Origin of the sequence: Nocardia terpenica (genome assembly GCF_013186535.1) — a bacterium.
Taxonomy (GTDB): Bacteria; Actinomycetota; Actinomycetes; order Mycobacteriales; family Mycobacteriaceae; genus Nocardia; species Nocardia terpenica.
Map to the genome: position 1 here is coordinate 557,680 of NZ_JABMCZ010000002.1, position 24,573 is coordinate 582,252.

Sequence of the window (24,573 nt, forward strand, 5' to 3'; positions counted from 1 at the left end):
AATCATGTGGTTCCTGCGCGCTTTTGGCAGGAACCTACGTCGAGACCAGGGTGTCGAGCACCGAGAGGAACAGGCCCAGGCCGTCGTCGCTGGGGCCCGTGAGGGGCTCGGTGGCGTGCTCGGGGTGGGGCATGAGGCCGACGACGCGGCCGTTCGGCGAGGCGATGCCCGCGATGGCGCGCTGCGATCCGTTCGGGTTCTCACCGGCGTAGCGGAAGACCACGCGGCCCTCGCCCTCCAGTTCGTCGAGCACCGACTCCGACGCCTGGTAGCGGCCCTCGGCGTTCTTGATCGGGATGAGGATCTGGGCGCCGCGCTCGTAGCGGGAGGTCCACGCGGTCTCGGTCTGCTCGACGGTCAGCCACTGGTCGCGGCAGACGAAGTGCAGGCCCTCGTTGCGGGTCAGCGCGCCGGGCAGCAGCCCGGCCTCGCACAGCACCTGAAAACCGTTGCAGATGCCCAGGATCGGCATGCCCCGCCCGGCCGCCTCGACGACCTTGCCCATCACCGGGGCGAAGCGGGCGATGGCCCCGGCGCGCAGGTAGTCGCCGTAGGAGAAGCCGCCGGGCACGACCACGGCGTCCACACTCTTCAGGTCGGCGTCGGCGTGCCACAGGCTCACCGCCTCGCCACCGGCCAGCCGCACCGCCCGGGCGGCGTCGACATCGTCGAGGGTGCCGGGGAAGGTGATGACTCCGATGCGCGCGGTCATGCCTGCCGCACCACTTTCCAGTCCTCGATGACGGTGTTGGCCAGCAGCGCCTCGGCGATCTTCTCGAGCTCCGCGTCGTCGACACTGTCGTCCACGTCGAGTTCGAATCGCTTGCCCTGCCGCACATCCGAGACGCCCGGGAAGCCCAGGCGCCCGAGCGCGCCGACGATGGCCTGACCCTGCGGATCCAGGATCTCGGCCTTCGGCATCACCTCGACCACGACTCGTGCCACGCGTTGCTCCTCACGCTGGTGGGGGATTACCAGGCCAGCGTAGTTGTCGGCGCGGCCGGACCGCGCGCCGGGGCGGGCCGAACTAGGGTGAACGCATGCGCATAGCCCACTTCGGCCATTCCTGCGTTCTCGTGGAGTTGCACGGCGCGAAGATCCTGTTCGACCCGGGCAATTTCTCCCACGGTTTCGAGGGCATCACCGGACTCGACGCGATCGCGGTGACGCACCAGCATCCCGATCACATCGATCCCCTGCGGATCGACGCGTTGATCGAGGCGAATCCGGGCGCCCGGCTGCTCAGCGATCCGCAGACCGCGCAATTGCGCGGCGGCGCTTGGGAACCCGTGCATGCCGGTGCCGTGCTGAGCGTCGGCGAGGTCCGGATCACCGGTGGCGGCGGGCGGCACGCGGTGATCCACCCGGAGCTGCCGGTCATCGACAACACCGTGTTCCAGCTGGGCACCGCCGACGATCCGGCGGAGTTCGTCCACCCCGGCGACTCGCTGTGGGTGCCGCCGGTGCGGGTGGGCGTGCTCGCCGTGCCGGCGGTGGCTCCCTGGATGAAGATCAGCGAGTCGGTCGACTACCTGCGCGCGGTCTCGCCCCGGGTCGCCGTCCCCATCCACTACGGCATCATCGCCGACCAGGCCCAGGGCATCTATTTCGGCAGGCTGAACGAGATGCGGCCGGTGGATACGGAATTCACGGTGATCGAGCCGGAGGACCATACCGAGTTGTGATCCTTTGTGGTCCCGGCCAAAAACGCGCCGGGACCACAAAGGATGACCGGCACCGAGACCACAAAGGACGACCGGCACCGGGACCACAAAGGATGACCGGCACCGGGACCACGGGGGGCCTACCGGGAGTACGTCGCCAGGAACAGGGCCTCGGCCAGGGCCATGTTCTCGATTTCGCTGGGGTCCACGCTCTCGTTGGGGGCGTGGATCAGGCACTTGGGTTCCTCGACGCCGATGAGCATGATCTCCGCGTTCGGGTAGGTGTCGGCGAAGACGTTGCACAGCGGGATGGAGCCGCCCTGGCCGGCGGTGGTGGCCTCGCGGCCGTAGGCGGCGACGAAGGCGGCCTCCATCGCCGTGCGGGCCGGGCCGCCGGTGCCGGAGCGGAAGGGCGCGCCGGTGCCCTCGGTCTCGACGGTCACCCGGGCGTGCCAGGGGGTGTGCGACTCCAGGTGCGCGGTGAGCGCCTTCAAGGCCTGCTCCGGGTCGACACCCGGCGGGATGCGCAGGTTGAGCCGGGCCCGGGCACGCGGCTGGATGGCGGCCGAGGAACCGACCACCGACGGCACGTCCATGCCCAGCACCGTCAATGCCGCACGCGCCCAGGCCATATCGGCGACCGAACCGTCCCCGAGCAGGCCCACGCCGTCGAGCACGTCCGCGTCGCTGCGGAACTGGTCGGCCGGATAGGGCGCGCCCGGCCAGGTGCGGTCGTTGGACAACCCGTCCACGGTGGTGTTGCCGTGCTCGTCGCGCAGCGTCGACAGCACGTGGATCAGCGCCGCCACCGCATCGGGCGCCGGACCGCCGTACATGCCGGAATGCACGGGGCCGGTCAGGGTTTCGACGGTGACGATCACGTTGACGATGCCGCGCAGCGTCTGGGTGAAGGTGGGGACGCCGACGGCGGCATTGCCGCAGTCGCCGATCACCAGCGCGTCGGCGCGCAGCAGGTCGGCATTGGCGGGCACGAACTGCTCCAGCCCGCCGGTGCCCTGCTCCTCCGAACCCTCCGCGACCAGCGTGATGCCCACCGGAAAACCGTTGCCGCCCAGCGTCTCCCGCAGCGCGCGCAGGGCGGTCAGGTGCATGACGACATTGCCCTTGCAGTCCGCGGCGCCGCGGCCGTACCAGCGGCCGTCCCGCTCGGTGAGCTGCCACACCGGGCTGTGCCAGGCCGCGGCGTCCAGCGGCGGCTGCACGTCGTAGTGGCAGTACAGCAGGACCGTGGGCGCACCGGCGGGGGCCGGGTAGCGGGCCACGACCGCCTTGCTGCCGTCCGGCGTTTCGTGCAGTCCGGCGTCGGTGAGGCCCACCGCTGTGAACGCGTCGAGCACCCACCGCGCGGCCTTCTCGCACTCCTCGATCGGGAACTGCCGCGCGTCGTACACGGATTTGTACGAAACCAATTCCGTCAGATCGGCTTTCGCCTGCGGCATGAGCGCGCGGACACGGTCACGGAGCGCGGCGGTACGGGAATCATCGGTCATGTCGAACCATTCTTCGTCGGAGCGGGCACCGTCCGAACGACCACTTTGCCACACCGAAGCAGGCATTATGGGGAACGACCGGACGATCCGCGCACCCACTGCCGAGAGGACTCTCCCATGTCGGCCACTCCGGAATCCGACGACCTGTTCGCGATGCCCGCGCTCGAGCTGGGCGCACCCAAGTACGGCTTTCCCGAGGACGAGATGGTCCCGCAGGCGGCCTACCAGATCGTCCACGACGAACTGCTGCTCGACGGGGTATCGCGGATGAATCTGGCTACCTTCTGCACCACCTGGGTCGACGACCAGTCGCGCCGGCTGATGCTGGAGAGCCTGGACAAGAACATTGTCGACAAGGACGAGTATCCGCAGACCGCCGAGCTGGAGCAGCGCTGCGTGCGGATGATCGCCGACCTGTGGCACGCCCCCGATCCCGCGGCCACCCTCGGCACCTCCACGATCGGGTCCAGCGAGGCGGCCATGCTGGGCGGGCTGGCGGCCAAGTTCCGCTGGCGCAAGCGCGGCGGCACCGGGACGCCGAATTTCGTGTGCGGTCCGGTGCAGGTGTGCTGGGAGAAGTTCGCGCGCTACTTCGACGTGGAGATCCGGCAGGTGCCGCTGCGCCCCGATCGCTACGATCTGCATCCGGACGACATTGCGGCGCACTGCGATTCGAACACGATCATGGTGGTGGCCACGCTCGGGCAGACCTTCACCGGGCTGTTCGAGGACGTGGCCGGGATCAGCGCCGCGCTCGACGATCTGCAGCGCCGCACCGGGCTGGACATCCCCCTGCACATCGACGCGGCCAGCGGGGGCCTGCTGGCCCCGTTCACCGCGCCCGCGCTGATCTGGGACTTCCGGCTGCCGCGGGTGAAGTCGATCAATGCCTCCGGGCACAAGACCGGGCTCGCGCCGCTCGGCTCCGGCTGGGCGGTCTGGCGCGAGGCGGCCGACCTGCCCCCGGAGTTGATCTTCGATGTCGACTATCTGGGCGGCAGCATGGCGACGTTCAATCTCAACTTCTCCCGGCCGGGCGGGCAGGCGATCACGCAGTACTTCGAGTTCATCCGGCTCGGGCGGGTGGGCTACACCCGGTTGCAGTCCGCGATCTACCGGGTCGCCCAGCACCTGGCCCAGGGGTTGACCCAGCTGGGGCCGTTCGAGCTCATCCACGACGGCGATCCGCTGCGGGGCATTACCGCGGTGTCGTGGCGGATGGTCGGCGAGCAGGGCTTCAGCCTGTACGACCTGTCGGATCGGCTGCGCACCCGGGGCTGGCTGATCGCCGCCTACCCGCTGCCCGCGGACCGGCAGGACGAGTCGATCATGCGCGCGGTGGTCCGGCGCGGCTTCACCCACGACATGGCCGACCTGCTGCTCGCCGATTTCGAACGCAGCCTGAAACAGCTTCGGCACCACCCGGTTTCGGTCCCCCTGACCCGCGCCGAGGTCGGCGGCTTCACCCACAGCGCCACGCCCGCGGTATCGAACGACACCATTGCCGAGCGGATTCGGGAGCGCGACGCCGAGATTCCGGCCAAAAGCGTGCCGGAATCAGCGGAGTAACGTGCCGGAATCGGCGGAGTAACGTGCCGGAATCAGCGGAGTGAGGTGGCGGAATCAGCGGAGTGAGGTGGCGGCGGCCGCGGCGATGGTGGTGGCGACCGCGCCGAGGGTGGGGGAATCCAGTCGCCACTGCTGCCAGTAGAGGGGGACGTCGATGAACAGGCGGGGGTCGAGGGCGATCACCTCGCCCGCGGACTCGGCGGCGGTGGTCTGGAGGTCGGGGAGCATCCCCCAGCCGAGGCCGAGGCGGACCGCGTCGAGGAAACCGGTCGAGGACGGGATGTAGTGGCGCGGCGGGTCGAGCACGCGGCGGGCGCGGCGGCGCATCATGCGGTCCTGCAGGTCGTCCTTGCGGTCGAACATCACCACCGGCGCGGCGGCGAGGGCGCGGGCGGTGGGACCGTCCGGAAACCAGGTGCGGGCGAAGCGCGGCGTCGCCATCGGCCGGTAGCGCATGTTGCCGAGTCGCCGCACGCGGCAGCCCTGCACCGGCTGCGCGGTGGCGGTGATCGCCGCCATCACCGTGCCGTCGCGCAGCAGGGCGGTGGTGTGCTCCTCGTCCTCGCGGTGGATCTCGAAGCACACGCCCGCGGGCGCCCGGCTCAGCGCGGGCATCACCCAGGTCTCCAGCGAGTCGGCATTGACCGCGATCGGAATCCGCACCGGGCGACCGGGACTCGCCGTCGACGCATCGCATCCCGATGTGGTGGCGCCCAATTCGCGGCTGGTGTCGCCGGTCAGCAGTTCGATCTGCCGGGCCAGGCGCAGCACGGCGAGCCCGGATTCGGTGGGCCGCACCGGTTTCGAGCGCAGCAGCAGGATGCGCCCGACCGCGCCCTCAAGCGCCTTGATGCGCTGGCTGACCGCCGACGGCGTGACCCGCAGTCGCCGGGCGGCGGCCTCCAGGGTGCCCTCGGCGACGGCGGCGTCGAGGGCGCGCAGCTGGTCGAGCTGGAGATCCATATCAAGAAATTGTAATGATGCTGGAGAATCTTTAGCTGGTCTGATGGCGCGCATCGCCTTAGCGTCGGACGGGTGAATGCGTCATCGGCCGCGCTGGCGGCCCTGTCCGGTCTCGGTTTCGGCCTGTCGCTGATCGTGGCGATCGGCGCGCAGAACGCCTTCGTGTTACGCCAGGGCATCCGCCGCGAGCACATCCTGGCGGTGGTCGCGGTGTGCGCGGTCTCGGATGTGGTGCTCATCGCCGCGGGCGTCGGCGGATTCGGGGCCGTGCTCACCGCGGCGCCCGTCGTGGTGGAGATCGCGCGCTACGGCGGGGCGGCGTTCCTGTTCGGCTACGCGGTGCTGGCCGCGCGCCGCGCCTTGGCCCCCGGCGCGCTCACCGAGGCGGCCGACGCCTCCGTGGCGCTCGGCGCGACGGTACTCACCGCCCTCGCACTGACCTGGCTCAACCCGCACGTCTACCTGGACACGGTGGTGCTGCTGGGCTCGTTCGCGAATACCTATGCGGGACCGCAGCGCTGGTTCCTCGCGGTGGGCGCCATGCTCGCCAGCATCGGCTGGTTCACCGCCCTCGGCTACGGGGCCCGCCTGCTCGGCCCACTCTTCGCCCGCCGAACAGCTTGGCGCGTACTGGATTCCGTTATCGCGGTGGTGATGCTGACGCTGAGCGTCACGCTGGTCGTCCGGTAGATTCCGGCCAAAAGCATGCCGGAATCAGTGGGAAAGGTTGGGCAGGAGGGGGATTCGTGTTGGTGGTCAAGCTGCGTGGGCGGCGGGGAAGGGCTCCCAGCGGTAGACGTCGGGGATTGCGTTGTGGAACAGGGCCAGGTCTACGGCGTCGAGGAGGGCCTGGTGGGGGGCGGAGCGGGACAGTTGGGCGGCCGAGATGGCCAGGCGGAGCATGCCGCCGCGGCGGGCCGTGCGGGCGGCGCTCATCACCAGGGCGTGGCACCACCAGGGCTCGGCGCGGAAGCCCTCGCCGATGCCGTGCACCCAGGCCCGCTGTGCGACATCGCGTTCCAGGTCGTGCACCGCGGTGAGGGTCAGGGCCAGGCGGAAGCCGACGTCGGGCAGCGCGGCCAGCGCGCCCTCGGAGGTGTTCCAGCGCGGCGCGGCGAACAGCCGGGTGCGCAGGCCCACCCGCTCCATCACCCGATCGGCCGCCATCAGGCGCAGCCGGGCCTCGTGCTTGGGCAGGCCCGCGAACTCGGCGCGCCGCCGCTTGGTGGCGGCCTGGTCGTATCCGTGCAGCACGACGGCGTCGCCCTGCGCCCGGCGCGCCCGCAGCCACTCCTGGGTGGCGTCGTCGTCGGTGAGCCGGTACTTGCCCTTCAGCCGCGGCGCGACCAACAGCGACAGCGGCACCGCGCGCCGGTCCATCTCCGCCGCGAAGGCCGACGCCGCCTCGCGGGTGGTGTCACGAATCCCGGACACCGAGACGATCAGCTGTGCACGCATGTCCGCGAACCCCCTGTCGGTGCTGCTCATAGACCCACTGTGGGGGCGGCAGGTGACCACCCCGTGCTGATCGGGTGACGCCGCGACGAATTCGAGCTACCGAATCCGGCTCGGCCCGCGGTGATCTATACGTCGGCGAGACCGAGGGTGCCCAGCACCCAGGCGTACTCGAACGCCACTTCCTTCCACCTCTCGTAGCGGCCGCTGACACCGCCGTGGCCCGCGCTCATCTCGGTCTTCAGCAGCAGCGGGGAGTCGCCGGTCTTGGTGGCCCGCAGCCGCGCCACCCACTTGGCCGGTTCGACGTACAGCACGCGGGTGTCGTTGAGGCTGGTGATGGCCAGGATCGCCGGATAGTCCTGGGCCGCGACGTTCTCGTACGGCGAGTAGGACTTCATGTAGTCGTAGACCTGCTTGTCCGCCAACGGGTTTCCCCACTCGTCCCATTCGATGACGGTCAGCGGCAGCGACGGGTCGAGGATGGAGGTGAGCGGGTCCACGAACGGCACGCTGGCCAGGATGCCGGTGAACAGCTCCGGCGCGAGGTTGGCCGCCGCGCCCACCAGCAGGCCGCCCGCGCTGCCGCCGTCGGCGATCATGCGGTCCGGCGCGGTGGCCCCGGTCTCGATGAGATGCCGTGCGCAGGAGACGAAGTCGGTGAAGGTGTTCTTCTTGGTCAGCGTCTTGCCGTGCTCGTACCACAGCCGGCCCATCTCGCCGCCGCCGCGCACGTGCGCCACCGCGAAGACCATGCCCCGGTCCAGCAGCGACAGCCGCGACACCGAGAAGCCCGGATCGATGCTGGCCTCGTAGGAACCGTAGCCGTAGAGCAGCAGCGGTTTCGGTCCCGCGGGCAGATCGCGGCGGCGCACGATCGAGATCGGCACCCGGGTGCCGTCCTCTGCGATCGCCCAATCGCGGTGCTGCTCATAGTCTTTCGGATCGTATCCGCCCAGCACCACCTGCTCCTTGCGGAGCAGCAGCTCGCCGGTCGCGGGCACGTAGTCGAAGACCTGCGTCGGCGTGATGAACGAGGTCACCGCGAGCCGCAGCGTCGGCTGCGCCCACTCCGGATTGGAGCTGACGCCCGCGGAGAACAGCTCCAGGCCGAAGTCGAGCTCGGTCAGCTCGCCGTAGCCCTCGGAGGTCAACGGCCACACCGCGACTCGCGGCAGCGCCTCGCGCCGGTAGGACAGCACCAGGTGGTCGGCGAAGCAGTCGATGTCCTCGAGCCGGACGTCGTCGCGGTGCCCGATCAGGATGGTCATGGCGGCCGGATCCTCGACCGGCGCCTCGGCCAGCACGAAGTTCTCCGCCTTCGCGCCGTCGACGATGTCGTTGTGCAGCAGCAGGAATCGGTCCCGGCCGCCGATCACCGCGTGCTCGGCGGAGTACTCGACGCCCTCGCGCCGCGGCAGCAGCACCCGGAATTCGCCCTCGGGGTCGTCGGATTCGAGCACCCAGCCCTCGCTGGTGATCTTCGAACCCACCCAGATCATCAGGTACTTCTCCGAGCGGGTGGCGCCGATGCTCACCCAGTAGCGCTCGTCGGGTTCGTGAAAGACCTTGGCGTCCTGCTCCTTCGGCGTGCCGAGCCGGTGCCGCCACACCGTGTCGGGCCGCCAGGACTCGTCGACGGTCTGATAGAAGACGTGGGTGCCGTCCAGCGACCAGGTGGCGCCGGGCGCGGTGCCCGCGATCTCGTCGGGCAGCGCCTCGCCGGTGCGCAGATCCTTGAACCGCAGCACGTAGCGCTCGTCGCCGGTGGTGTCCACGGAGTAGGCGAGCAGCGTGCCGTCGTGGCTCACCGAGAAGGCGCCGAGGGCGAAGAAGTCGTGCCCGTCGGCGAGGGCGTTGCTGTCCAGCAGGATCTGTTCGCCGGGAATCTCGGCGTCGGCCTCGAGCCGCGGCGGGGTCCAGTCGTCGGCGTCGTCGATCGGGCAGCGGCAGTGCACCCCGTACTGCTTGCCCTCGAAGCTGCGGGAGTAGTACCAGTAGTCGCCCATCCGGGCCGGGACCGAGAGGTCGGTCTCCTGGGTGCGGGACTTGATCTCGTCGAAGATCCGGTCGCGCAGCGGCTGCAGGTGCGCGGTCTGCGCCTCGGTGTAGGCGTTCTCCGCCTCGAGGTAGGCGACGACCTCGGGGTCCTCCTTGTCGCGTAGCCACTCGTACCGGTCGACGACCGTGTCACCGTGATGGACGCGGTCGGTCGGTACCTGCTTGGCGACCGGCGGCTTCACCGCCGCCGCGTCGCCCACGTTCGGGATCGTTCCGGTACCAGTGTCGAGAGCCATGCGCTCCACCGTAATCGGACGATGCCGGGGAGCGCCGGGAACCCCGGAGACCGGTCATCGACCCCGGACGGCTCGGCGGGAGTCCATCAGGAAATACAGTGCGGCCTTGCGACGCGGGCACTGGTCTGTGGGGCAGCTTCGGTGGATGTGCACGATGTTGTGTGCCTGCTCGACGGTGAGGTGCCGGGGCACCACCGCGCAACTGTCGAAGACGGGTGCCATGCGGTGCTCCATCCTTGTCGTGCTTCGGGTGTGGTGCGGCGCACATTCCCCGGCTTGCGGGTCGAGTCGACGCCGTATATCCGCCACAGATAGCGGAGTTTCCGGTTCGGTTGCCCGATAAACCACTGACGGCCCGGACTACCCTGGGCGTGCTGAGGATCACGAACACCGCACTCCCCCAATCACACAGGAGCAGACGTGGAAGCGAAGAACCGCGAGATCAATCCCGACGCCGTCTGGCGGCGCAGCGGTGACGGCGCCGGCGGCGTCGAGGTGGCCTTCCTCGCCAGCGGCAATATCGCCATGCGCGACGCCAAGAACCCCGACGGCCCGATCCTCATCTTCACCCCGGGCGAATGGACCGCCTTCGTCGCCGGGGCCAAAGACGGCGAATTCAACCGCCCCCGTCACTGACTCCCCAGGGCCGGGCCGAGCGTGGGCCACGAGGCGTGGAGCATGTCGCCCCAGTAGGACCAGGAGTGGGTGCCGACCGGGTTGCGGTCGATGCGGGCCGGGATGTTCGCGGCGCGGAGGCGCTGTTCGAAGGCGGTGGTGCAGGCGTCCACGCCGGCCTCGATGGGGCCGCCGAAGAAGATGTTCTCGGGCAGCTGGGGTTTGATCTCGGCCTCGTGCGGGCCGGGGATGCCGGTGCCGGTGGACAGGTAGAGGGTCTTGCCGCGCAGGCGGTCGATCATCCGGGCCGGGTCGTGTTCGGCCCAGGCGGGGCTGCCGGGCGGGCCCCACATATTGCCCGGATCGCCGCCGCGGTTGGCGATGGAGAACATGATCGCGCCCTGGGCCATCCCGAGATCCGGGCACGCGCTGTACCCGGCGACCGCGCGATACAGGTCCGGGTTGCGGGCCGCCAGCACGTAGGCGGCGATACCGCCCATCGACAGCCCGCCGATCGCGTTCACCCCGTTGCCCGCGAAGGTCGCGTCGATGATCGGCGGCAGTTCCCGGGTGAGGAAGGTCTCCCAGCGATAGCGGCCGAAGCGGGGATCGTCGCCCTGCCAATCGGTGTAGTAACTGGCCTGACCGCCCAGCGGCAGCACCACATTGACGTCCTTGCCCGCGAAGAACGATTCGGCGTCGGTGGCGTTGGTCCAGGTGCTCTGCTGCTGACCGGGATCGAGCCCGTCGAGCAGATAGTAGGAGGGCCGCGCGCCGCCGCCCGCCGGATGCAGCACCTGCACCTGGATGACGCGGTCCATGGCCGCGGACTCGATGAAGAGCGCGGATCGGGTCGGGCTCTGCTCGTCGATGCTCACCAGCCGGGCCGCGGCGGCCCGCGGCGTGCGGCCGACCAGGGGAGCCATGACGCCCAGGGTGACCGCGAGCACAAGTACAGCAACGGCCTTCTGCCGCATCTTCCCCACCTCCATCAGCCTGCCCCGCGGTCGGCGAAGAATGGTGCGTAACGCCTACGACGAGGAGTTCAGCACCCGAGAGGGCGCGCGTTTACCGTTCGTTCAAGGTAGACCACCGCGGCCCGCCATGCCGAATTTTGATCCGCTGGCGTTTCTCCAGCAAATGCCTCCTTGTCATTCCGGGATGACGAAGGTGGCGAGGTGGGCGCTAGCCCAGGCGGTCGAGTGCGCCGCGGATGGAGGTGGCTAGGTAGTCCAGATCCGCGCGCGGGGGCGTGGTCGGGCGGCCGCGCAGGCCGAATCCGTCGCCGGGGGTGCGGGGAATGACGTGCAGGTGGACGTGGAAGACCTCCTGCCCGGCCGTGACACCGTCGGCGAGGAAGAAGTTCACCCCGTCGCAGTTCACCTCCGACGCGCGCAGCGCGGCCGCCAGGCGCTGCCCCACCCGGAACAGCTTGCCGCCGAGTTCGGGATCCAGCTCGGCCAGGCTGCGCGCCGGGGTCTTCGGGATCACCAGCAGATGGCCGGGCGTCATCGGCCGAATGTCCATGAACGCCAGCACGTCAAGTTTCACGGTTTGTATATGGAAAACGTGCAGGTAGAGGACTTACGAGGAGGTTTGGTGGACTTGCGCCTCTAGTGCCCGGTTGCTACCGTCTGCGGCGCAGAATGAAGCGCCCCCACGCCGGACTGGTACTCCGAGCGTGAGGGCTTACACCTGAAAGGGCAGGTGCAGTGGAGAGTCTATCTTCTTGCGCGTCTAAGGCAGTTGCGGCGGTTACGCCACTCCGAGCCGCTAGCGCCGGAACCGTTTGTGTTGCCGGGCTTGCGTTCTCGATGTCGTTTACGAAACTCACCGCACTCGCGGAAGCGAATGGAGTTTCCACGGGCCAGGCGTGGATGTTGCCGGTGATCATCGACGGCCTACAGATTGTCGCCACTGTCGCGACAGTCGCACTTCCCCGCAAACGCTGGTACCCGTGGGCGCTCCTGCTGGCAGGCGCTGTATTCTCCGTCGGCGGAAACGTCGCGTACGCCGAAGCCGTGTTGCCCGGCAACCCGATCGCAAAGGCGATTGCGGCGCTCCCCACGCTCGTTCTATTGGTCGTCACACACCTGACGGTCATGCTGGCGCGCGAGCCCTTCAAACAGGCTGCCGATTCTCCGGCTGCCCTCGAAATCCCTCCGGCAGTAGCCGCTGTCGCGGCTTGAAACCGCCCGGCCGGAACCCCTGAGAAACACGAAAAGACCCCTGCCCGTGAGGGACAGGGGAAGAAAGAGCTGTGCGATGAATGCGATGAAGCTGGGAACCGGTGCGATTGCTGCGGGCCTGCTGTTTGGAGTGATCGGCTGCTCGGAGAGTTCCGAGGCTTCGCCCACACAGGCGAGTCAGTCACCGGCCGCGCAGGTGAGTACTTCCAAGGCGATATCCGACCCGAAGTCGGAGGAAGCGTTGAAGCGGCGCGCGAACGACTTCAACACGCTCACCGTGGCGAAGAACTGGGACGGTGCATGGGCGTTCTACTCCCAGCGGTGCCAGGCGAAAGTCGAGAGCGCGGACAGCTTGAAGTCGTTGGCGGAGATCGCCATGAAGGGACGCAATCAGCAGCTGGACCCGAACGGGGTGACAGTGCGCGTCACCGGCTCGTCGGCCCAGGTGGTGACTGTAGACAACGATCCCAGTGCGCCAGCCGATGCAATGAAGCCCAGGACGTGGACATTCATCGACGGACAGTGGATGTTCGACAACTGCTAGCGGCACCCGCAGGTTCGCTAGGGTTGCGCCATGCGCGAGGACACGACCTTTCTCCGGATCGTTCAAGGGCAGGCCCCGGCCGACGTCGTGTACCAAGACGACTTGGTGACCGCCTTCCGCGACATCCGACCGCAGGCACCGACACACATCCTGATCGTGCCGAACGTGCTGATACCGACTCTGAACGATGTTCGGCCAGAACACGAACCGGCACTCGGCCGGATGATGACTGTCGCCGCGAAGGTCGCCGCACAGGAAGGGATTGCAGAGAAGGGCTACCGCCTGATCTCCAACTGCAACCGGCACGGCGGACAGGAGGTCTATCACCTGCACATGCACCTGGTAGGCGGCCACGCCCTCGGCCCGATGCTGGAACGCCGTTGAACAAGGGGATCGGCTACACCGAACCGGGGTGATCCGGAGAGGAGGTGACGAATCGTCAGCCGGCCTCCAGTCTGTGAACGGCAACTGAGGTCGGTTCCTCGGAGTCGTCCCAAGAGAACTCTGCCGCTGGGTCTTCGAGCCGTCCCTTAATCAGCGCCAGAGCTTCGACGATCGCGCGGTCATGCCCATCAAACGGAAGTACATCATGGCCGATGCCGAGCCTGTGGAGCACCTCTGCGACGTGCTTATCGGCCAGCTCGCGGAACCGTAGATCGGTGTCGCGTGGTTTGTCGGAGCCGATCGGCACCTCGGGGTTGAGTACCGTTCGGAGTACCTGGTCGTAGTGCCGACTGTGGTCGATGGCCATCTGCTCAAGACGCTGGATAAGTCGAGGGTCGGGCTGTCGTTGCTGGTAAGCGAGTGCGGCTTCGTAGTAGCCCAGTGCGTCGGGGACTCCGCGATCGACCAAGACGACATCAGCGTGGAGCCACGCTTCCAGCTCTGTGCTGATGCCCCTCGTCATGATCCAGAGGGTCGATGCCCAGGTGTGGTGGTAGAGAATTGGCAGACCGATCCGGTGCGCTTGTGAGCCAAGATCTTCCACCACTGCTACTTCTATCCGGTCACGGCGCAGATCATCGGCGAGTCTGGATAGGAAGGTCGTTTTGCCGGTGGAATGGGTCCCGACGACGGCAATGGTCACTGGCCGGTCGACCTCGTTCGGAGTGCTGGTCACCACAGGCCGCCTTCTTGCTCCGCGGCGGGTGCAAACCCAGGCAATGCGGCTGCGTCGACGAGGCCGGACCAGTCGAGGCCCCCATCGTTTACGAGGCGGTACAGCAGTTGCCATGCCGCCCAGGTGTCGTAAGAGGCGCGGTGGTAGCCCACGGCATCGATGGCTGTGGTGTCGAGCTGGCCATGCTCGATGAGCTTGTCCAGGCCGTATCCGCTGAGTCCGGGCCACACGGCCTTCGCCAGTCGCAGGGTGTCGAGGATCATCGGCGGCGTCCAGTCCGGCAGATGCCGACCTATCGTGTTCTGTTCGACTTTGGCGTTGTGGGCGACGACGATCCGGTCTTCGAGCGCAAGCTGAATTTCGCTGGCTACCTCCGGCCAGGTCGGGCAATCTGCCACGTCGCTGTTCTTGATCCCGTGCACCTTGCGGGTCACGATCGGCGTGATTGGGTTCTGGGGGCGGATCAACCACGTCCGCGTGTCATCGGGGTGTACCGTGCCGCCTTCCACTATCAGGATGGCGATCTCGATGATTTCGGGTGGGTTCTGGCCGTTGCCTTCCACGTCGACCACGGCCAACCTCTGGCCGCTCAGTGCGTTTGGGATCTCCATGGGTGCGGTCACAGCGACTCCTTGGTTGCCGACCAGCCGATGTCAGCGCGGCCGTGCCGGTGCGGGTGGTGCGGCTTAGCAATGTCGTGTATCTGATAGCCCAGGTTGTGTTGCATGAAGTAGCGGGGCGGCTCGTCAAGGCCGTCGACCACAATGGCGCGGTCGTTGATCTCGACAAGTTGCCCGCCCAACTGCTCGGCGAGCGTAGCGACGTGATTGGGGTCCGGCCGCCGCCATCCGTTGGCGCAGCGTTTCAGCTGGCTTGCCGGGCAGATGTCGCACAGCTCCCGGATACCGTAATGCCCGTTGTAGTCGGCGACGCCGTGGGCATAGGTGACCGCGCAGCTGGTCTTGCGGAACAGCGGCGATCCTGTACCGAATTCGGCTGCTGCGGTGAGGATTCGGTCTTCAAGATGTTCGGGGAATACCTTGCGACGAGCGCCCTCCTCGTAGGGCTCGGGCAATCCGTTGGATAAGTAGTAGTCGCGGATCTGCTCTTTGAAGAACAAGCCGGTGAACACGGTCGCATGTGCATGGCGGCTCAACTCGAACGCCCGTTGGATGTGCTGGTTGCTGTCATTGAGCCCCGGCACTATCGGCCGCCAGTAGAGGACCACCCGATATCGGTCGGCGCGGTCGTGCGCCACACGTAGTGAGGTCGCGGCGATGTTCGAGTCGACCGGTTCTATGCGTTCGTCGCCTATACCAGAATGCGTGACCAACAGTGTTAGCCGAATGTTGTTGAACGAGTTGAGGATTGCGCAATCCTCGGGCTCGATCCGCCATCGCGTGATGACCAGTACATGGTTGGTCAGGCCCTGGCGGTCCAGTTGTCCCAACATCGCGAAGGTGTGCGGCTTTACCCGAGGAAGCATTGGGTCAGTGGCCCGGTTGAGCAGCTGGATCGGTGTGATGTGTGGACGGAAGTACTTGTGGCCCAACAGCCTCCGCGCGGCTTCGGCCTCGGACATGAGCGCCTTGGGCACCTTCATCCCGAAATTGTCGAACAGATGGCGGACGCAGTACCCGCAATCGAGCGGGCAGCCGACGATCCAGTTCACCGATAGACCGCTCTTGCGGTACTCGATCACTTCCCGCAACTCCGACCGCATCCGATCTCGCTCCGCCGTGGTGAGCAGAGGTAGAGGTCGGTGGGGGCCTGTTAGCTTCATGACTAGCTTTCCTTCCTTGGTGGCACGACTTGCCGCATGTATGCCTCTGATCGGGCGCTGTCCGGCACTACTCGGCCGGCCTTTACCAGCCGCTGGAACGCTGCACGTTTTTTCGGGCACTCCTCGGCGAGGCAGTTCCGATGCGTCTGCGTCTCCCGGTGGGCTTGCTCGATCGTCAGTTCCTCGTCGGGGGCCGCGTGAGCCCCTAAACCCGCCCCGCCGTCTCCGTCGCTTACTGCCGCCAGGCGTTGCCGCTCAGCTCGCCATTCCGCCTGTACTCGGTCGACAATCGCCTGTGCAGACGTTTCGTCAGGCTCGGATTCCCGCCACCAGTTGAACGACACCGCGTCACCCCCGATTGAGATCGGTCGTCGACTCGCGCCGCGTGTACGCCTCAACTGCGGCATCAACTTCGTCCTGTAGTCCGGCGGCTTTTCGTCGTGGCCGTTCGGATGCGATCTGGCTTTTCAGCTCTGCCGCAATGCTTTCCAGCGCTTCGACACCACCGCGAGCCGCGTACCGAAGGATGGCAGCCACTTCGTCATGTGCGCGCTTCATGGTCGTTTCCTCCGGTTCTGCTGCTTGCGTGTTCCAACTCGGGCAACCACTCGGTATCGACCACTTCGAGCGGTTCGACGTCGATCACTTCCACGAGGAATCCGGCGCTTTCGAGCGCGGCAAGGTCCCTCCGGGCTATCTGGATCAGGTCGGTCGCCGTGATGGGTTCGCCGACCCAGCCGTCGTCCCACACAGGAGCCCATGACCCGTCCTCGTACTGCAACCATCGAGCAGGGCGCTCCTCGCTCAGAATCGCTAGCGCATCATCGACGGACATCGCATGGCCTTCGCTCGGCAGGAGATTCGACGGTTGTCGGTCGGACCTTCATGACGCCTCCCCTTGTCGCCCTTTGCTTTAGGGGCCGCCTCTGGTCGGACCGCGGCCCTGCCGGAGGTGAATTCAGCTCACCACCCCGGCTGAATTCCGGAGGGGCTACGGTGGTGACAAAGGCGCACCTGGGATCTGTCACCACCGGGGATGATGAGAGATGGACAAAACGGCACCACGATTGCCGAGCATGAGCCCTAACCGGACCGGAACCACGCTCCGGCGCTACCGCTTGGCCCGCCAGTTGAGTCTGCGGGACCTCGCCGGGGCGCTGTTCTGCGACCACACATGGGTATTGGCGATCGAGGCCGGTCGAAGGTGGCCGAATAACCGGGGGTGGGTCGAGGACGCGGACCTGTTGCTTTGTGCCGGTGGCGAATTGGTCGCTTCGTGGGATGCCGATCAGGCCGAGCGGGCTCGGGCTGAGGACACGATGAGGATGCTCAAGGAAGCCCGGCAGGGCTCCGAGGAATTGATCCTCGCCCCGGACGGGGTTGCGCTGGATGACATCGGCCAGCGGATCGTGGACATCTCCACGAAGGCACGGCTCGAGTCCTACGACGAGACCCTGAAACGAGCGCTTGGGATACGTGCCGAACTGACTCGACGGCTCAGAGTCGGTGCCCACTCCCCGAACGAGATTCGTGATCTCTATGTGGCTCTGGGCCGTGTCTGCGGCGTCCTGTCCTATCTGACTTTGGACCTCGGGCAGCACGACCACGCGAAGGTCCATGCCGAGGCGGCTTTCCAGCTCGGCGACCGGGCGGGGCACGACCAGCTCCGTGCGTGGGCACGAGGCACACAGGCTCTCGCATTCCGCTTCACGAAGGATTTCGAGCTTGCCCGCGGTGCCGCCGAAGATGGGCTGAATTACGTCGGCCGTTCGACCGGCACTACGGAGCCGCGGCTGCTGTGTGGCCTCGCCGCGTCGGTCGCGAACCTCGGCGACTCGACGCTGGCGCTGGAGCTTCTCGAACAGGCTGATCGAGTACGCGACCATTGCCGGCCGGACGAGATCCCCGGCCTGTTCACCTTCACTCCCGCGAAACAGATTTATTACCACGGGTTTTCGCTGATGTGGGCCGATGACAGCAAGACGCTGACCAAGTCGATCACGGCGTCCGAGGACGCTCTGAGAGCGTGGAAGGTGCAGCGGTCCCCCGGCGATGAGATGCTGACGACGATCTACCTCGCGATGGCAAACGCCCGAGTAGGCGATCTGGACGCCAGCCTGGCGGCCGTCTCCCCCGTACTGGAGCAGCCGATCGAGGCGCATTTTTCGTGGGTCCGAAAGCGGCTGAACCAGCTGGATGGCCTGTTGGCGAAGCACTTTCCCGATTCCAAGGACGCCCAAGAGGAACGAGAGACGCTCCGGGCCTACGTCCACGCGGCATAGTGCGGAGACACGACAAGGATTCATTGGGCCGCCTAGGAACGTGCGTATGTCTTCTCCGGGCTGACGGTCACCACGTCGACCCGTAGGACCAGATCGTTTGGGATCTCCCCTGCCGCGAAGTGCTCCGGGCTGGGAACGATGACAGCCTCCGCGCCAAGCCGCGTCACTTGAGCCTTCAAGCGCGCGAGCGGGGGCCTGCCGAACTTCGGGTCGAAGACCACCATGTCGGCGAAGTCGTAGCCGAGCTTGCTGGCGAGTTTCCGGATCTGGCTCTGATCCCAGAGCTGAGCCAGCCTCGACACGTCGGTCCGGAGGTAGCCCACTGCGGTTGGTCGCAACAGCACTTTCACTCCTCATGGTGCGAATCTGTCAGACACCGGACTAATTTGTCCGTACCGGACTATACTCGGTTCATGGTGATCGGACAGACTGAATGCGGGATCATTCCCTCGCATCCCCTGCACCCGACGCCAAGAGGATCAGCAGCTATGAGCAACTACGACAACGCCGCCATCCGGGAAGCCATCGCTGGGCGCATCGCGTACCACCGCATCCAAAAGAAGGTCGACCAGGCAGTTCTTGCCGCCGCGGTGGGTGTCAGCGACCGCCAGATGCGGCGCTACGAGAACGCCGAACAGGAACCTCCGGCATCCGTAATGCTCATGATCGCCGATCACCTCGAAGTGTCAGTGGCCGAGTTGTATAGGCCGCTGCCACAAGGGCCTCGTCTCGGAGGCCGCTGGTACACCAGCAACTACAGCTTCAAAGATGGCGTGCGCCGGGTGGACACCGCGGCGCTGATGCTCACCCAGGACGGCGACCTTCTTCTTATCGACGCAGACCGCGCCCAGGGTGAGAACGCGATCGAGGCAGGCGACTTCGCCTTCACAGGCGAGTTGCGGTTGCACCGTGGGACGAACACCTTGACCGGCTACTACGAGTCCAGCGACGAAGGCGTGATCACCGCCGGGTCGTACTACTTCAAGTTGCATGTTCAGGGAACTCACGCGGTCGGGTATTGGAGCGGTGACGACTACGACGGCCCTTGCGTCCACAGCTGGGCAATCCTCGCACGAACGAAAGAGCTTGCAGAGCAGCTTCTTTCGGCGGTGGATGCCCACACCGACGATCAGGGGAATCTCACATCATGGCCGAAAGTGACTACCTGACAACCGTTTACGTCGATGTGACGGGCCTGACTCGGGAGTGCATATCCGAGCGGGTCAATGCGCTCGTAGCGGAGAAGTACGCCGCGACCGCAGAGATCTCCGAGCGGGCGCACCACGACAGCGGCAACGAGATCCGCGCACGGCTGCATACCCGCGCAGAACATGTGAACGAGATTCGCCGCCGGTTCAATAACCTCGGCGGCATGATCCGCGACTATCCCCTCCAGTGCGCGCCGGACTACGCGGCGCAGGTCTTGGCTGGCACCGAACGATCGCTCGAATAGGCGTCAGATACACGAAAAGACCCCCCTCCCGGCAGGGAGAGGGGTATCGCTATGAGCGGCCGATCTGATCGGCTTCGACCTCGGCTAGCTCCAATTCCAGCCGCATGACCTCGGCGACGAGGTTGTCCCTTTCGATGTCGAGCCGCTCCGCCTCGTCTTGCGCCGCAAGGTAGCGGCGGACGATATCCGGCAGCGCGCCATGGATTTTCGAGACGAAGGCAGCCTCGGCCCCGGTGAGGAACTGGATCGGGTCACGAACGTCTCTGCCCTCGGCGTCGACTACTCGAACCCGCCACAGCTCGTTCTCGTCATCCGCCTCCGGGAGCCACGCTTCACCGTCGATCTGGGTCCAGACCCTATACAGGTCGTCGAAGAACTCTTGGTCGTCCATGGCTTCCTTTCATTGTCAAGTGAGGGTCAGGCGGAAGCGCCGTAGAGCGATCCCCAGGACCGGCCGCCGACTTCGGGATCGGTGCCGATGTGGACTGGCCCCATGTCCTCAGCCATGAGCCGGCCGATTTCGGCGGCTCCCCATTCGGCGTGCTCGGCCGGGACCGAGGCGAGGATCTCGTCGTGGATCGGGAGCCGCAGGTACGGGCCGAATCCGGCGTCGTAGAGGCGCAGTAGCGCCCGGCCGGTGACGTCGCGGGAGCTGGACTGGATGAGGTAGTTCAGTGCCGAGTAGGCCCGCGACCTGTCCACCGGGAGGCGACGGCCGACCGGGGTCACGATATAGCCGTTGCGCCGGGCCTCGGCTTGGAGCCGGTTGCTCAGCGCCTTCACGCCGGGGTACGCCTTGTCGAAGCCGTCGACCACGATCTTGGCGCGTTCCATGTCCAGGCCGGTCTGCTCGGCCACGGTGTTGGCACCGCCGCCGTAGACGCGACCGAAGTTCACCACTTTGGCGTACTTGCGCTCCGGATCGTCCTTGGTGATGTGGGAGCCGAACGCGGCCTGTGCGGTGAGCAGGTGAAGGTCAGCGCCCTCGTGGAACGCCTTGATCATCGTGCGGTCACCGCTCAACGCTGCGAGCACTCGCAGTTCCTGTGCCTGGTAGTCGACGCTAGAGATCAACTGCCCCTCATCGGCGAGGAAGCACCGCCGGATCATCCAGTCACCGCTGGGCAGGGTCTGCGCCGGAATGCCGGTGATGGACATGCGCGCGGTCCGCGCCCGCAGGGCGTTGATGCTGGCGTGGCACCTGTCCCCCGCGTCCCTGTTCTTCAGGAATCCGTCGACCCAGGTTGAGCGCCACTTGGCGGCCTTCTTGGCTTCCTTGACCGCGGTGGCGAACTCATCACCCTCAGCGACGAGTCGGTCCAGCAGCTTCTTGTCGACCTTGCGTTTGCCGGTGGGCGTACGGTCGGGGATGCGAACGCCGCGGAACTCCAGCACGTCGGCTACCTGGTCGGTCGAATTGACGTTCTCGCAGCCGAAGACCGCAGCCTTGGCCTTGTAGTCCAGCTCGACCTGCTGAAGCCGTGCCGACAGATCCAGCGTGTAGTCCACGTCCAGCAGGAACCCGGTGCGCTCCATGACTGCGCAGACCTCCGCGATTCGATGCTCGTAGCGCACCAGCTTGCGGGAGACATCGGGCACGAGCGGCCCCAGCTTCTGGTGCAGTCGCATCGCCAGGATTGGGTCCATCCCGGAGTAGAGGAGATAGTCCGGGTGCGTGAGATCGACTGCGGCCCAGATCTTTTCCTTCGTAGTCTGGAACTCCTTGGCCAGTCGGCCCATGAGCCCCTTGACCTCATCGGCGACCACCGGGTCCACGTAGTGGCGGGTCACCTCCTCCAGGGAGTGACCGAACCCGCCTTCGTCGCGGCCCCGAGGGTCCACCAGGTGGGCCAGGATGCGGGTATCGGTGACCTTGGGCCACATCGACTCCATAGGGATGCCCATGCAGCGGTCCAGGACTTGGAGGTCGAAGCTGGCGTTGTGCAGCACGAACCGCTGGACGCCGTTGAGCGCGAGCCGCACGTCCTCGGCGAAACGGCCCCCGTATTCGACGGGGACCACCCAGGACTCGGTGTAGTTACCGAACTGGACCAGGCGCAGGCCGTAGCCTTCGCCGTAGATGCCCAATCCTGTTGTCTCGGTGTCGAGTCCAAGGATCGCGAGGTTGTTCCGGATGAAATCGCGGAAGCCCTCTAGGTCGTCCTCATTCTCCACAACCCGGATGACAACCGGGATTCCAGCGACTTCGTTCCGAAACTCGATCATGGGCCTATGCGTCCTCGTTGATCGTGAAGACAACGTAGTAGGAGACGTGAGCCCAGTTGAAGACGCAGAAGTCCCCGCCGGGGGCGAAGATGTTGAGCGTTCCTTCGCTCTTGTCCAGTACCGCGTCCGAGTCCTCGAACTCCGCGGTGGTCCCGTCGAGCATCTCGACGTGAATTTGCTTCATACAGTGTCCTTTTCGTGGCTATGAGTGGGGCGCCTGCGACCCCCGGAGGGGCGGGCAACCCCGCCCCTTCCGTTCATTGTCAAGTCGGCTAGCGCAGGAAGTCGGGGTCACACTGATCAGGTGCGTTGCGCGGGGCCGGGCACATGAACGCCTTCCAAGGCTTGCCGTTCTTACCGACGCCGGACTTGAACACCATCTCGCCGTGCGAGCACTGGCGGGACTGGCCACCGGGGGCCGATTCCTGCGGCGCGCGCTGCTGGCGCTGTCCACCACCGCCACCACTGCCACCCTTGGGGGCAGAGGAACCGAGGCTGGAGAAGAATTGACCACCGGCCTGGACTTCCTTCATCAGCGAGGCCAGCAGAGTGGAGTTCTCGCCGCTCACCTGGTCGTAGGCATCGGCGAGATCCGCCGCATGGATGACCACCCACGGGGCGTCGTAGCCTGCACCGCCCTTGAAGGTCAGCACCACCTTGCCGTCACCGGCTGCTACCGGTCGCTCAGCCTTGACTGCCTGGGCCGGAGGGGTGTCGAAGACGCTGCCGCCCGAGGCCGGCTGGGCGTCCTGGGCCTCGGAAGCCGCAGCCGCACCGGAGAAAGGATCGGGAAAACCCATAGTTGTTGTTGCCTCTCGAGAGATTGGTTGATCGAAGCCGCGGGGCGGCTATTCGTAGATGCCGCAGTACATTTCGAGATCGTCTTTCGGCCAGTTCTCCAGGCGGGGCTGGGGCTGGTCGGGGAACACGCCCGGTGCCGTCCAGGCGCGGTACATCTCGCCAGCACCCATGCCGTTGAACGTCGAGTCGAGCAGACTGTTCATTGTCAAGTTCCTTACACGCGGATGGCAGCCTGCGCCGCCTGATTGGAGATCGCCTTGCGGGAGCCAGGTCCGCCGCCGTAGGCGTCGAACTTCTCCCGGACGATGCGGTTCATTTCGTCGGTGAGTGAGACCAGGGCGCGCTGGAGCATCTTGCGGGCCGCGTCGGTGCCCAGCACTTCGCCCTCGCCGTACTTGCGGCGGATGACCTCGGCCTGCTCGGGGTTGCGGCCGCGCAACTGGTCCATGGCCTCGGTGAGGTCGTCGAGGCTGTCCGCTCCGCGTTCGTCGCCGCCCAGGATCGCCTTGGCGTCATCCACGGAGTAGTGGAACTCCGCGGCGAAGCGCAGGTTGGACTTGCGGGTTGCCGATGCCACGGAGTGGCCCTTGCGAACCAGGAGGTTGTGTCGGTCGCGCATCGTGCCGTTGACGAGCTTGGCCCGCACCGAGGGACTCTCGGTGATCCAGATCCAGAGTTCCTGTTCCAGGTCATCAGCCTCGATGACGTCGGGCCATTGGATCACCACCGAGGCGGCGGCACGCTTCACGGCGGCCTTGACATCCGTACCGTTCATTGTCAAGTTTCAGACCTTCCAGACTTCCCCGTCGACGGCGAACTTGCCCGCCGAGATCGGCACCACCTCCGGCTTGACGTGCCTGCCGTCAACGGTGAGCAGACCAAATCCGCTCTGCCAGTTGCCCGTTCCGCCCTTGAGGTACTGCGCCTTCTTCATGTCCATGAGGTTTCCAACCTCCATGCCGGTGACGGTCGTGGTGACCTTGCCTCCTCGGCCGTAGGTGTGCGAAGCGATACCCATCCGGTGCGTGTGGCCCATGATTACCGAGGTCATCATCTTCTTGGCCGCACCCAGTGCAGTGCCACCGGCCACCTGCGAGAGCCGGATACTGCCCCGGTGGCCATGGGTGGTGATCCAGCCGGGAGCCACGTCATGAAACTCGGGCAGCAGGGTGATGTCGTACGCTTCGAAGTCCAACAGAACGTCGATGTCGAACGCACCCGATTCCGCAAGCGCCGGAGCGTATTTGGCCAAGTAGGTCCGCGCCCGCTCGTCGTGGTTGCCTTCATGCACGCCCACCGGCCCGTCGTAGACGGCGCGCAGCGGTTCAAGGAATCTGCGCTTGGCATCCTCAGCGTCGGCGAACACGCTGCCTTCGAACTCCCCTGCGGTGCCTTTGTTCCAGCGGCTGGGTTGAGGGAAGTCCATCAGATCGCCGATGTGGATCACTTCGTCGGGCTGGTAGTCGCCGATGAAGCGGATGACCGCCTTCAGCGCTTTCGAGTCGTCGTACGGTAGCTGGGTGTCCGGGACGATGACGATGCGTTTGCTCAAAGTGCCTCGCTCTCAATAACTTCGATGAACGGGCCGTAGCTTTCGTCATCTTCGATGGTGTGGCAGTCCCACGTGTCCCAGCTGAAGGTTCCGGAGTCTCGCCAGGTCAGCACGTCGTCGGAGTCGCGCCGCCATTCGTCGCCGTCCATGTCACGGAAGATCACCCCGTGCGGCAGGTCGAGCAGCGAATCGAACTCGCGCGGCTCGGGCTTCTGTTCGGTACCTAGCAGCCACTGATGGGGCAGACCGGCGGCCTGAAACAGATCTGAGGTCAGGTACTTCGCCCAGTCGTCGAGCTGCGCGCGGACCTTCTCGTCGGCAGCGGGCTGGACCGCCTTCAGGCGGCTGATCTCCCGGTCGATGAACCAGTGCGCCTTGCGGAGGTCTTCGAGGGTGTTGCCCTTGTTGTTGCCATCCAGCCGCGAGGATCGGCCGATGTACTGCACAGCTTGAGCGGCGTTGGGGGTGAGATTCTCCGAGATGTCGATTACCTGGGCACCGTTGGAGAAGCCCTGATAGTGGGCGGGGTTGATGGTGTCGGGCACTACG

Annotated in this window: 33 protein-coding genes; 10 read left to right on the forward strand and 23 right to left on the reverse strand. The window is 66.3% G+C overall.

Annotated features, from left to right (window positions below):
• Positions 1-34 precede the first annotated feature (34 nt).
• Together purQ and purS are read right to left on the reverse strand one after the other, a co-directional pair.
• On the reverse strand, positions 35-712 hold the full coding sequence (purQ, locus tag HPY32_RS13800; protein WP_067580881.1) for a phosphoribosylformylglycinamidine synthase subunit PurQ: 678 nt from the start codon (positions 710-712) through the stop codon (positions 35-37).
• The gene (gene purS / locus HPY32_RS13805) at positions 709-945 is read right to left on the reverse strand and encodes a phosphoribosylformylglycinamidine synthase subunit PurS (RefSeq protein WP_067580879.1); all 237 of its coding nucleotides are present in this window, start codon (positions 943-945) and stop codon (positions 709-711) included. Before purS ends, purQ begins: the two co-directional genes overlap by 4 nt.
• A gap of 95 nt (positions 946-1,040) precedes the next feature.
• On the opposite strand from purS, the gene HPY32_RS13810 reads away from it, so the two are divergent.
• Entirely contained in the window at positions 1,041-1,685 is a 645-nt protein-coding gene (locus HPY32_RS13810; RefSeq protein ID WP_067580878.1) for an MBL fold metallo-hydrolase, read from the forward strand.
• A gap of 119 nt (positions 1,686-1,804) precedes the next feature.
• Here HPY32_RS13810 and HPY32_RS13815 read toward each other — a convergent pair whose 3' ends face one another.
• Complete coding sequence (locus HPY32_RS13815; protein WP_067580876.1) at positions 1,805-3,175, reverse strand: dipeptidase; 1,371 nt, start codon at positions 3,173-3,175, stop codon at positions 1,805-1,807.
• Between the two features lie 117 nt (positions 3,176-3,292).
• Between HPY32_RS13815 and gad the strand changes: the two genes are divergently transcribed.
• On the forward strand, positions 3,293-4,744 hold the full coding sequence (gene gad, locus HPY32_RS13820) for a glutamate decarboxylase (RefSeq protein ID WP_082870802.1): 1,452 nt from the start codon (positions 3,293-3,295) through the stop codon (positions 4,742-4,744).
• 54 nt (positions 4,745-4,798) lie between these two features.
• Here the strand turns inward: gad and HPY32_RS13825 are convergent, their stop codons facing one another.
• Positions 4,799-5,707, reverse strand: coding sequence for a LysR family transcriptional regulator ArgP (locus tag HPY32_RS13825; RefSeq protein WP_067580874.1), 909 nt, complete (start codon positions 5,705-5,707; stop codon positions 4,799-4,801).
• Between the two features lie 72 nt (positions 5,708-5,779).
• On the opposite strand from HPY32_RS13825, the gene HPY32_RS13830 reads away from it, so the two are divergent.
• On the forward strand, positions 5,780-6,397 hold the full coding sequence (locus HPY32_RS13830) for a LysE/ArgO family amino acid transporter (protein ID WP_067580873.1): 618 nt from the start codon (positions 5,780-5,782) through the stop codon (positions 6,395-6,397).
• A gap of 66 nt (positions 6,398-6,463) precedes the next feature.
• On the opposite strand, the gene HPY32_RS13835 is transcribed toward HPY32_RS13830, so the two are convergent.
• The 3 genes from HPY32_RS13835 to HPY32_RS13845 all read right to left on the reverse strand — a co-directional run bounded on the left by HPY32_RS13835 (position 6,464) and on the right by HPY32_RS13845 (position 9,681).
• Positions 6,464-7,165, reverse strand: a complete 702-nt coding sequence (locus tag HPY32_RS13835) for a DUF2334 domain-containing protein (protein ID WP_067580871.1) — start codon at positions 7,163-7,165, stop codon at positions 6,464-6,466.
• Between the two features lie 125 nt (positions 7,166-7,290).
• Positions 7,291-9,459, reverse strand: a complete 2,169-nt coding sequence (locus HPY32_RS13840) for a S9 family peptidase (protein ID WP_067580869.1) — start codon at positions 9,457-9,459, stop codon at positions 7,291-7,293.
• Positions 9,460-9,513: 54 nt separating this feature from the next.
• A complete protein-coding gene (locus tag HPY32_RS13845; protein WP_156674102.1) occupies positions 9,514-9,681 on the reverse strand; it encodes a hypothetical protein in 168 nt (55 codons plus the stop codon).
• Positions 9,682-9,879: 198 nt separating this feature from the next.
• Between HPY32_RS13845 and HPY32_RS13850 the strand changes: the two genes are divergently transcribed.
• On the forward strand, positions 9,880-10,095 hold the full coding sequence (locus HPY32_RS13850) for a DUF397 domain-containing protein (protein WP_067580868.1): 216 nt from the start codon (positions 9,880-9,882) through the stop codon (positions 10,093-10,095).
• Here HPY32_RS13850 and HPY32_RS13855 read toward each other — a convergent pair.
• The gene (locus HPY32_RS13855) at positions 10,089-11,051 is read right to left on the reverse strand and encodes an alpha/beta hydrolase (RefSeq protein WP_067585166.1); all 963 of its coding nucleotides are present in this window, start codon (positions 11,049-11,051) and stop codon (positions 10,089-10,091) included. The two genes, HPY32_RS13850 and HPY32_RS13855, sit on opposite strands and share 7 nt — an antisense overlap.
• A 208-nt stretch (positions 11,052-11,259) precedes the next feature.
• Positions 11,260-11,625: an HIT family protein gene (locus HPY32_RS13860; protein WP_269456474.1), complete on the reverse strand. Its 366-nt coding sequence runs from the start codon at positions 11,623-11,625 to the stop codon at positions 11,260-11,262.
• 161 nt (positions 11,626-11,786) lie between these two features.
• On the opposite strand from HPY32_RS13860, the gene HPY32_RS13865 reads away from it, so the two are divergent.
• From HPY32_RS13865 to hinT, 3 genes are all read left to right on the forward strand, one after another.
• Positions 11,787-12,263 (forward strand): DUF2637 domain-containing protein, encoded by a 477-nt coding sequence (locus tag HPY32_RS13865; protein ID WP_067580861.1) that lies wholly within the window; start codon positions 11,787-11,789, stop codon positions 12,261-12,263.
• A gap of 76 nt (positions 12,264-12,339) precedes the next feature.
• A complete protein-coding gene (locus HPY32_RS13870) occupies positions 12,340-12,807 on the forward strand; it encodes a hypothetical protein (RefSeq protein WP_156674101.1) in 468 nt (155 codons plus the stop codon).
• Positions 12,808-12,837: 30 nt separating this feature from the next.
• On the forward strand, positions 12,838-13,191 hold the full coding sequence (gene hinT / locus HPY32_RS13875) for a purine nucleoside phosphoramidase (RefSeq protein WP_067580858.1): 354 nt from the start codon (positions 12,838-12,840) through the stop codon (positions 13,189-13,191).
• A 55-nt stretch (positions 13,192-13,246) separates the two neighbouring features.
• Here the strand turns inward: hinT and HPY32_RS13880 are convergent, their stop codons facing one another.
• The 5 genes from HPY32_RS13880 to HPY32_RS13900 form a co-directional block, all read right to left on the reverse strand.
• Positions 13,247-13,927 carry an AAA family ATPase gene (locus HPY32_RS13880; RefSeq protein WP_171982860.1) on the reverse strand — a complete coding sequence of 227 codons (681 nt, stop codon included), beginning with the start codon at positions 13,925-13,927 and terminating at the stop codon, positions 13,247-13,249.
• Positions 13,924-14,550, reverse strand: coding sequence for a 3'-5' exonuclease (locus HPY32_RS13885; protein WP_082870799.1), 627 nt, complete (start codon positions 14,548-14,550; stop codon positions 13,924-13,926). Before HPY32_RS13885 ends, HPY32_RS13880 begins: the two co-directional genes overlap by 4 nt.
• Positions 14,547-15,650 (reverse strand): radical SAM protein, encoded by a 1,104-nt coding sequence (locus tag HPY32_RS13890; protein ID WP_231951411.1) that lies wholly within the window; start codon positions 15,648-15,650, stop codon positions 14,547-14,549. Before HPY32_RS13890 ends, HPY32_RS13885 begins: the two co-directional genes overlap by 4 nt.
• Positions 15,651-16,058: 408 nt before the next feature.
• Positions 16,059-16,268, reverse strand: coding sequence for a hypothetical protein (locus tag HPY32_RS13895; RefSeq protein ID WP_156674099.1), 210 nt, complete (start codon positions 16,266-16,268; stop codon positions 16,059-16,061).
• Positions 16,252-16,545, reverse strand: a complete 294-nt coding sequence (locus tag HPY32_RS13900) for a hypothetical protein (RefSeq protein WP_156674098.1) — start codon at positions 16,543-16,545, stop codon at positions 16,252-16,254. The genes HPY32_RS13895 and HPY32_RS13900 overlap by 17 nt, the downstream gene beginning before the upstream one ends.
• Before the next feature lie 241 nt (positions 16,546-16,786).
• Between HPY32_RS13900 and HPY32_RS13905 the strand changes: the two genes are divergently transcribed.
• On the forward strand, positions 16,787-17,992 hold the full coding sequence (locus HPY32_RS13905; RefSeq protein ID WP_067580851.1) for a helix-turn-helix domain-containing protein: 1,206 nt from the start codon (positions 16,787-16,789) through the stop codon (positions 17,990-17,992).
• A 32-nt stretch (positions 17,993-18,024) separates the two neighbouring features.
• Here HPY32_RS13905 and HPY32_RS13910 read toward each other — a convergent pair whose 3' ends face one another.
• The gene (locus HPY32_RS13910) at positions 18,025-18,336 is read right to left on the reverse strand and encodes a hypothetical protein (RefSeq protein WP_082871126.1); all 312 of its coding nucleotides are present in this window, start codon (positions 18,334-18,336) and stop codon (positions 18,025-18,027) included.
• 144 nt (positions 18,337-18,480) lie between these two features.
• Between HPY32_RS13910 and HPY32_RS13915 the strand changes: the two genes are divergently transcribed.
• The gene (locus tag HPY32_RS13915; protein ID WP_067580850.1) at positions 18,481-19,161 is read left to right on the forward strand and encodes a helix-turn-helix domain-containing protein; all 681 of its coding nucleotides are present in this window, start codon (positions 18,481-18,483) and stop codon (positions 19,159-19,161) included.
• Complete coding sequence (locus tag HPY32_RS13920) at positions 19,140-19,445, forward strand: hypothetical protein (protein ID WP_067580848.1); 306 nt, start codon at positions 19,140-19,142, stop codon at positions 19,443-19,445. The genes HPY32_RS13915 and HPY32_RS13920 overlap by 22 nt, the downstream gene beginning before the upstream one ends.
• Before the next feature lie 49 nt (positions 19,446-19,494).
• Here the strand turns inward: HPY32_RS13920 and HPY32_RS13925 are convergent, their stop codons facing one another.
• The 8 genes from HPY32_RS13925 to HPY32_RS43865 all read right to left on the reverse strand — a co-directional run bounded on the left by HPY32_RS13925 (position 19,495) and on the right by HPY32_RS43865 (position 24,569).
• Entirely contained in the window at positions 19,495-19,836 is a 342-nt protein-coding gene (locus HPY32_RS13925) for a hypothetical protein (RefSeq protein WP_067580846.1), read from the reverse strand.
• A gap of 26 nt (positions 19,837-19,862) precedes the next feature.
• Entirely contained in the window at positions 19,863-21,620 is a 1,758-nt protein-coding gene (locus HPY32_RS13930; protein WP_231951410.1) for a DNA polymerase, read from the reverse strand.
• A 55-nt stretch (positions 21,621-21,675) separates the two neighbouring features.
• Entirely contained in the window at positions 21,676-21,855 is a 180-nt protein-coding gene (locus tag HPY32_RS13935; RefSeq protein ID WP_156674097.1) for a hypothetical protein, read from the reverse strand.
• Positions 21,856-21,943: 88 nt separating this feature from the next.
• On the reverse strand, positions 21,944-22,471 hold the full coding sequence (locus HPY32_RS13940; RefSeq protein ID WP_067580842.1) for a D29-gp49 family protein: 528 nt from the start codon (positions 22,469-22,471) through the stop codon (positions 21,944-21,946).
• A 48-nt stretch (positions 22,472-22,519) separates the two neighbouring features.
• A complete protein-coding gene (locus HPY32_RS13945) occupies positions 22,520-22,675 on the reverse strand; it encodes a hypothetical protein (protein ID WP_171982861.1) in 156 nt (51 codons plus the stop codon).
• An 11-nt stretch (positions 22,676-22,686) separates the two neighbouring features.
• The gene (locus tag HPY32_RS13950; RefSeq protein WP_156674096.1) at positions 22,687-23,220 is read right to left on the reverse strand and encodes a hypothetical protein; all 534 of its coding nucleotides are present in this window, start codon (positions 23,218-23,220) and stop codon (positions 22,687-22,689) included.
• A 36-nt stretch (positions 23,221-23,256) separates the two neighbouring features.
• Positions 23,257-24,024, reverse strand: a complete 768-nt coding sequence (locus HPY32_RS13955) for a metallophosphoesterase (protein ID WP_067580839.1) — start codon at positions 24,022-24,024, stop codon at positions 23,257-23,259.
• Complete coding sequence (locus HPY32_RS43865; protein ID WP_067580837.1) at positions 24,021-24,569, reverse strand: hypothetical protein; 549 nt, start codon at positions 24,567-24,569, stop codon at positions 24,021-24,023. Before HPY32_RS43865 ends, HPY32_RS13955 begins: the two co-directional genes overlap by 4 nt.
• Positions 24,570-24,573 lie beyond the last annotated feature (4 nt).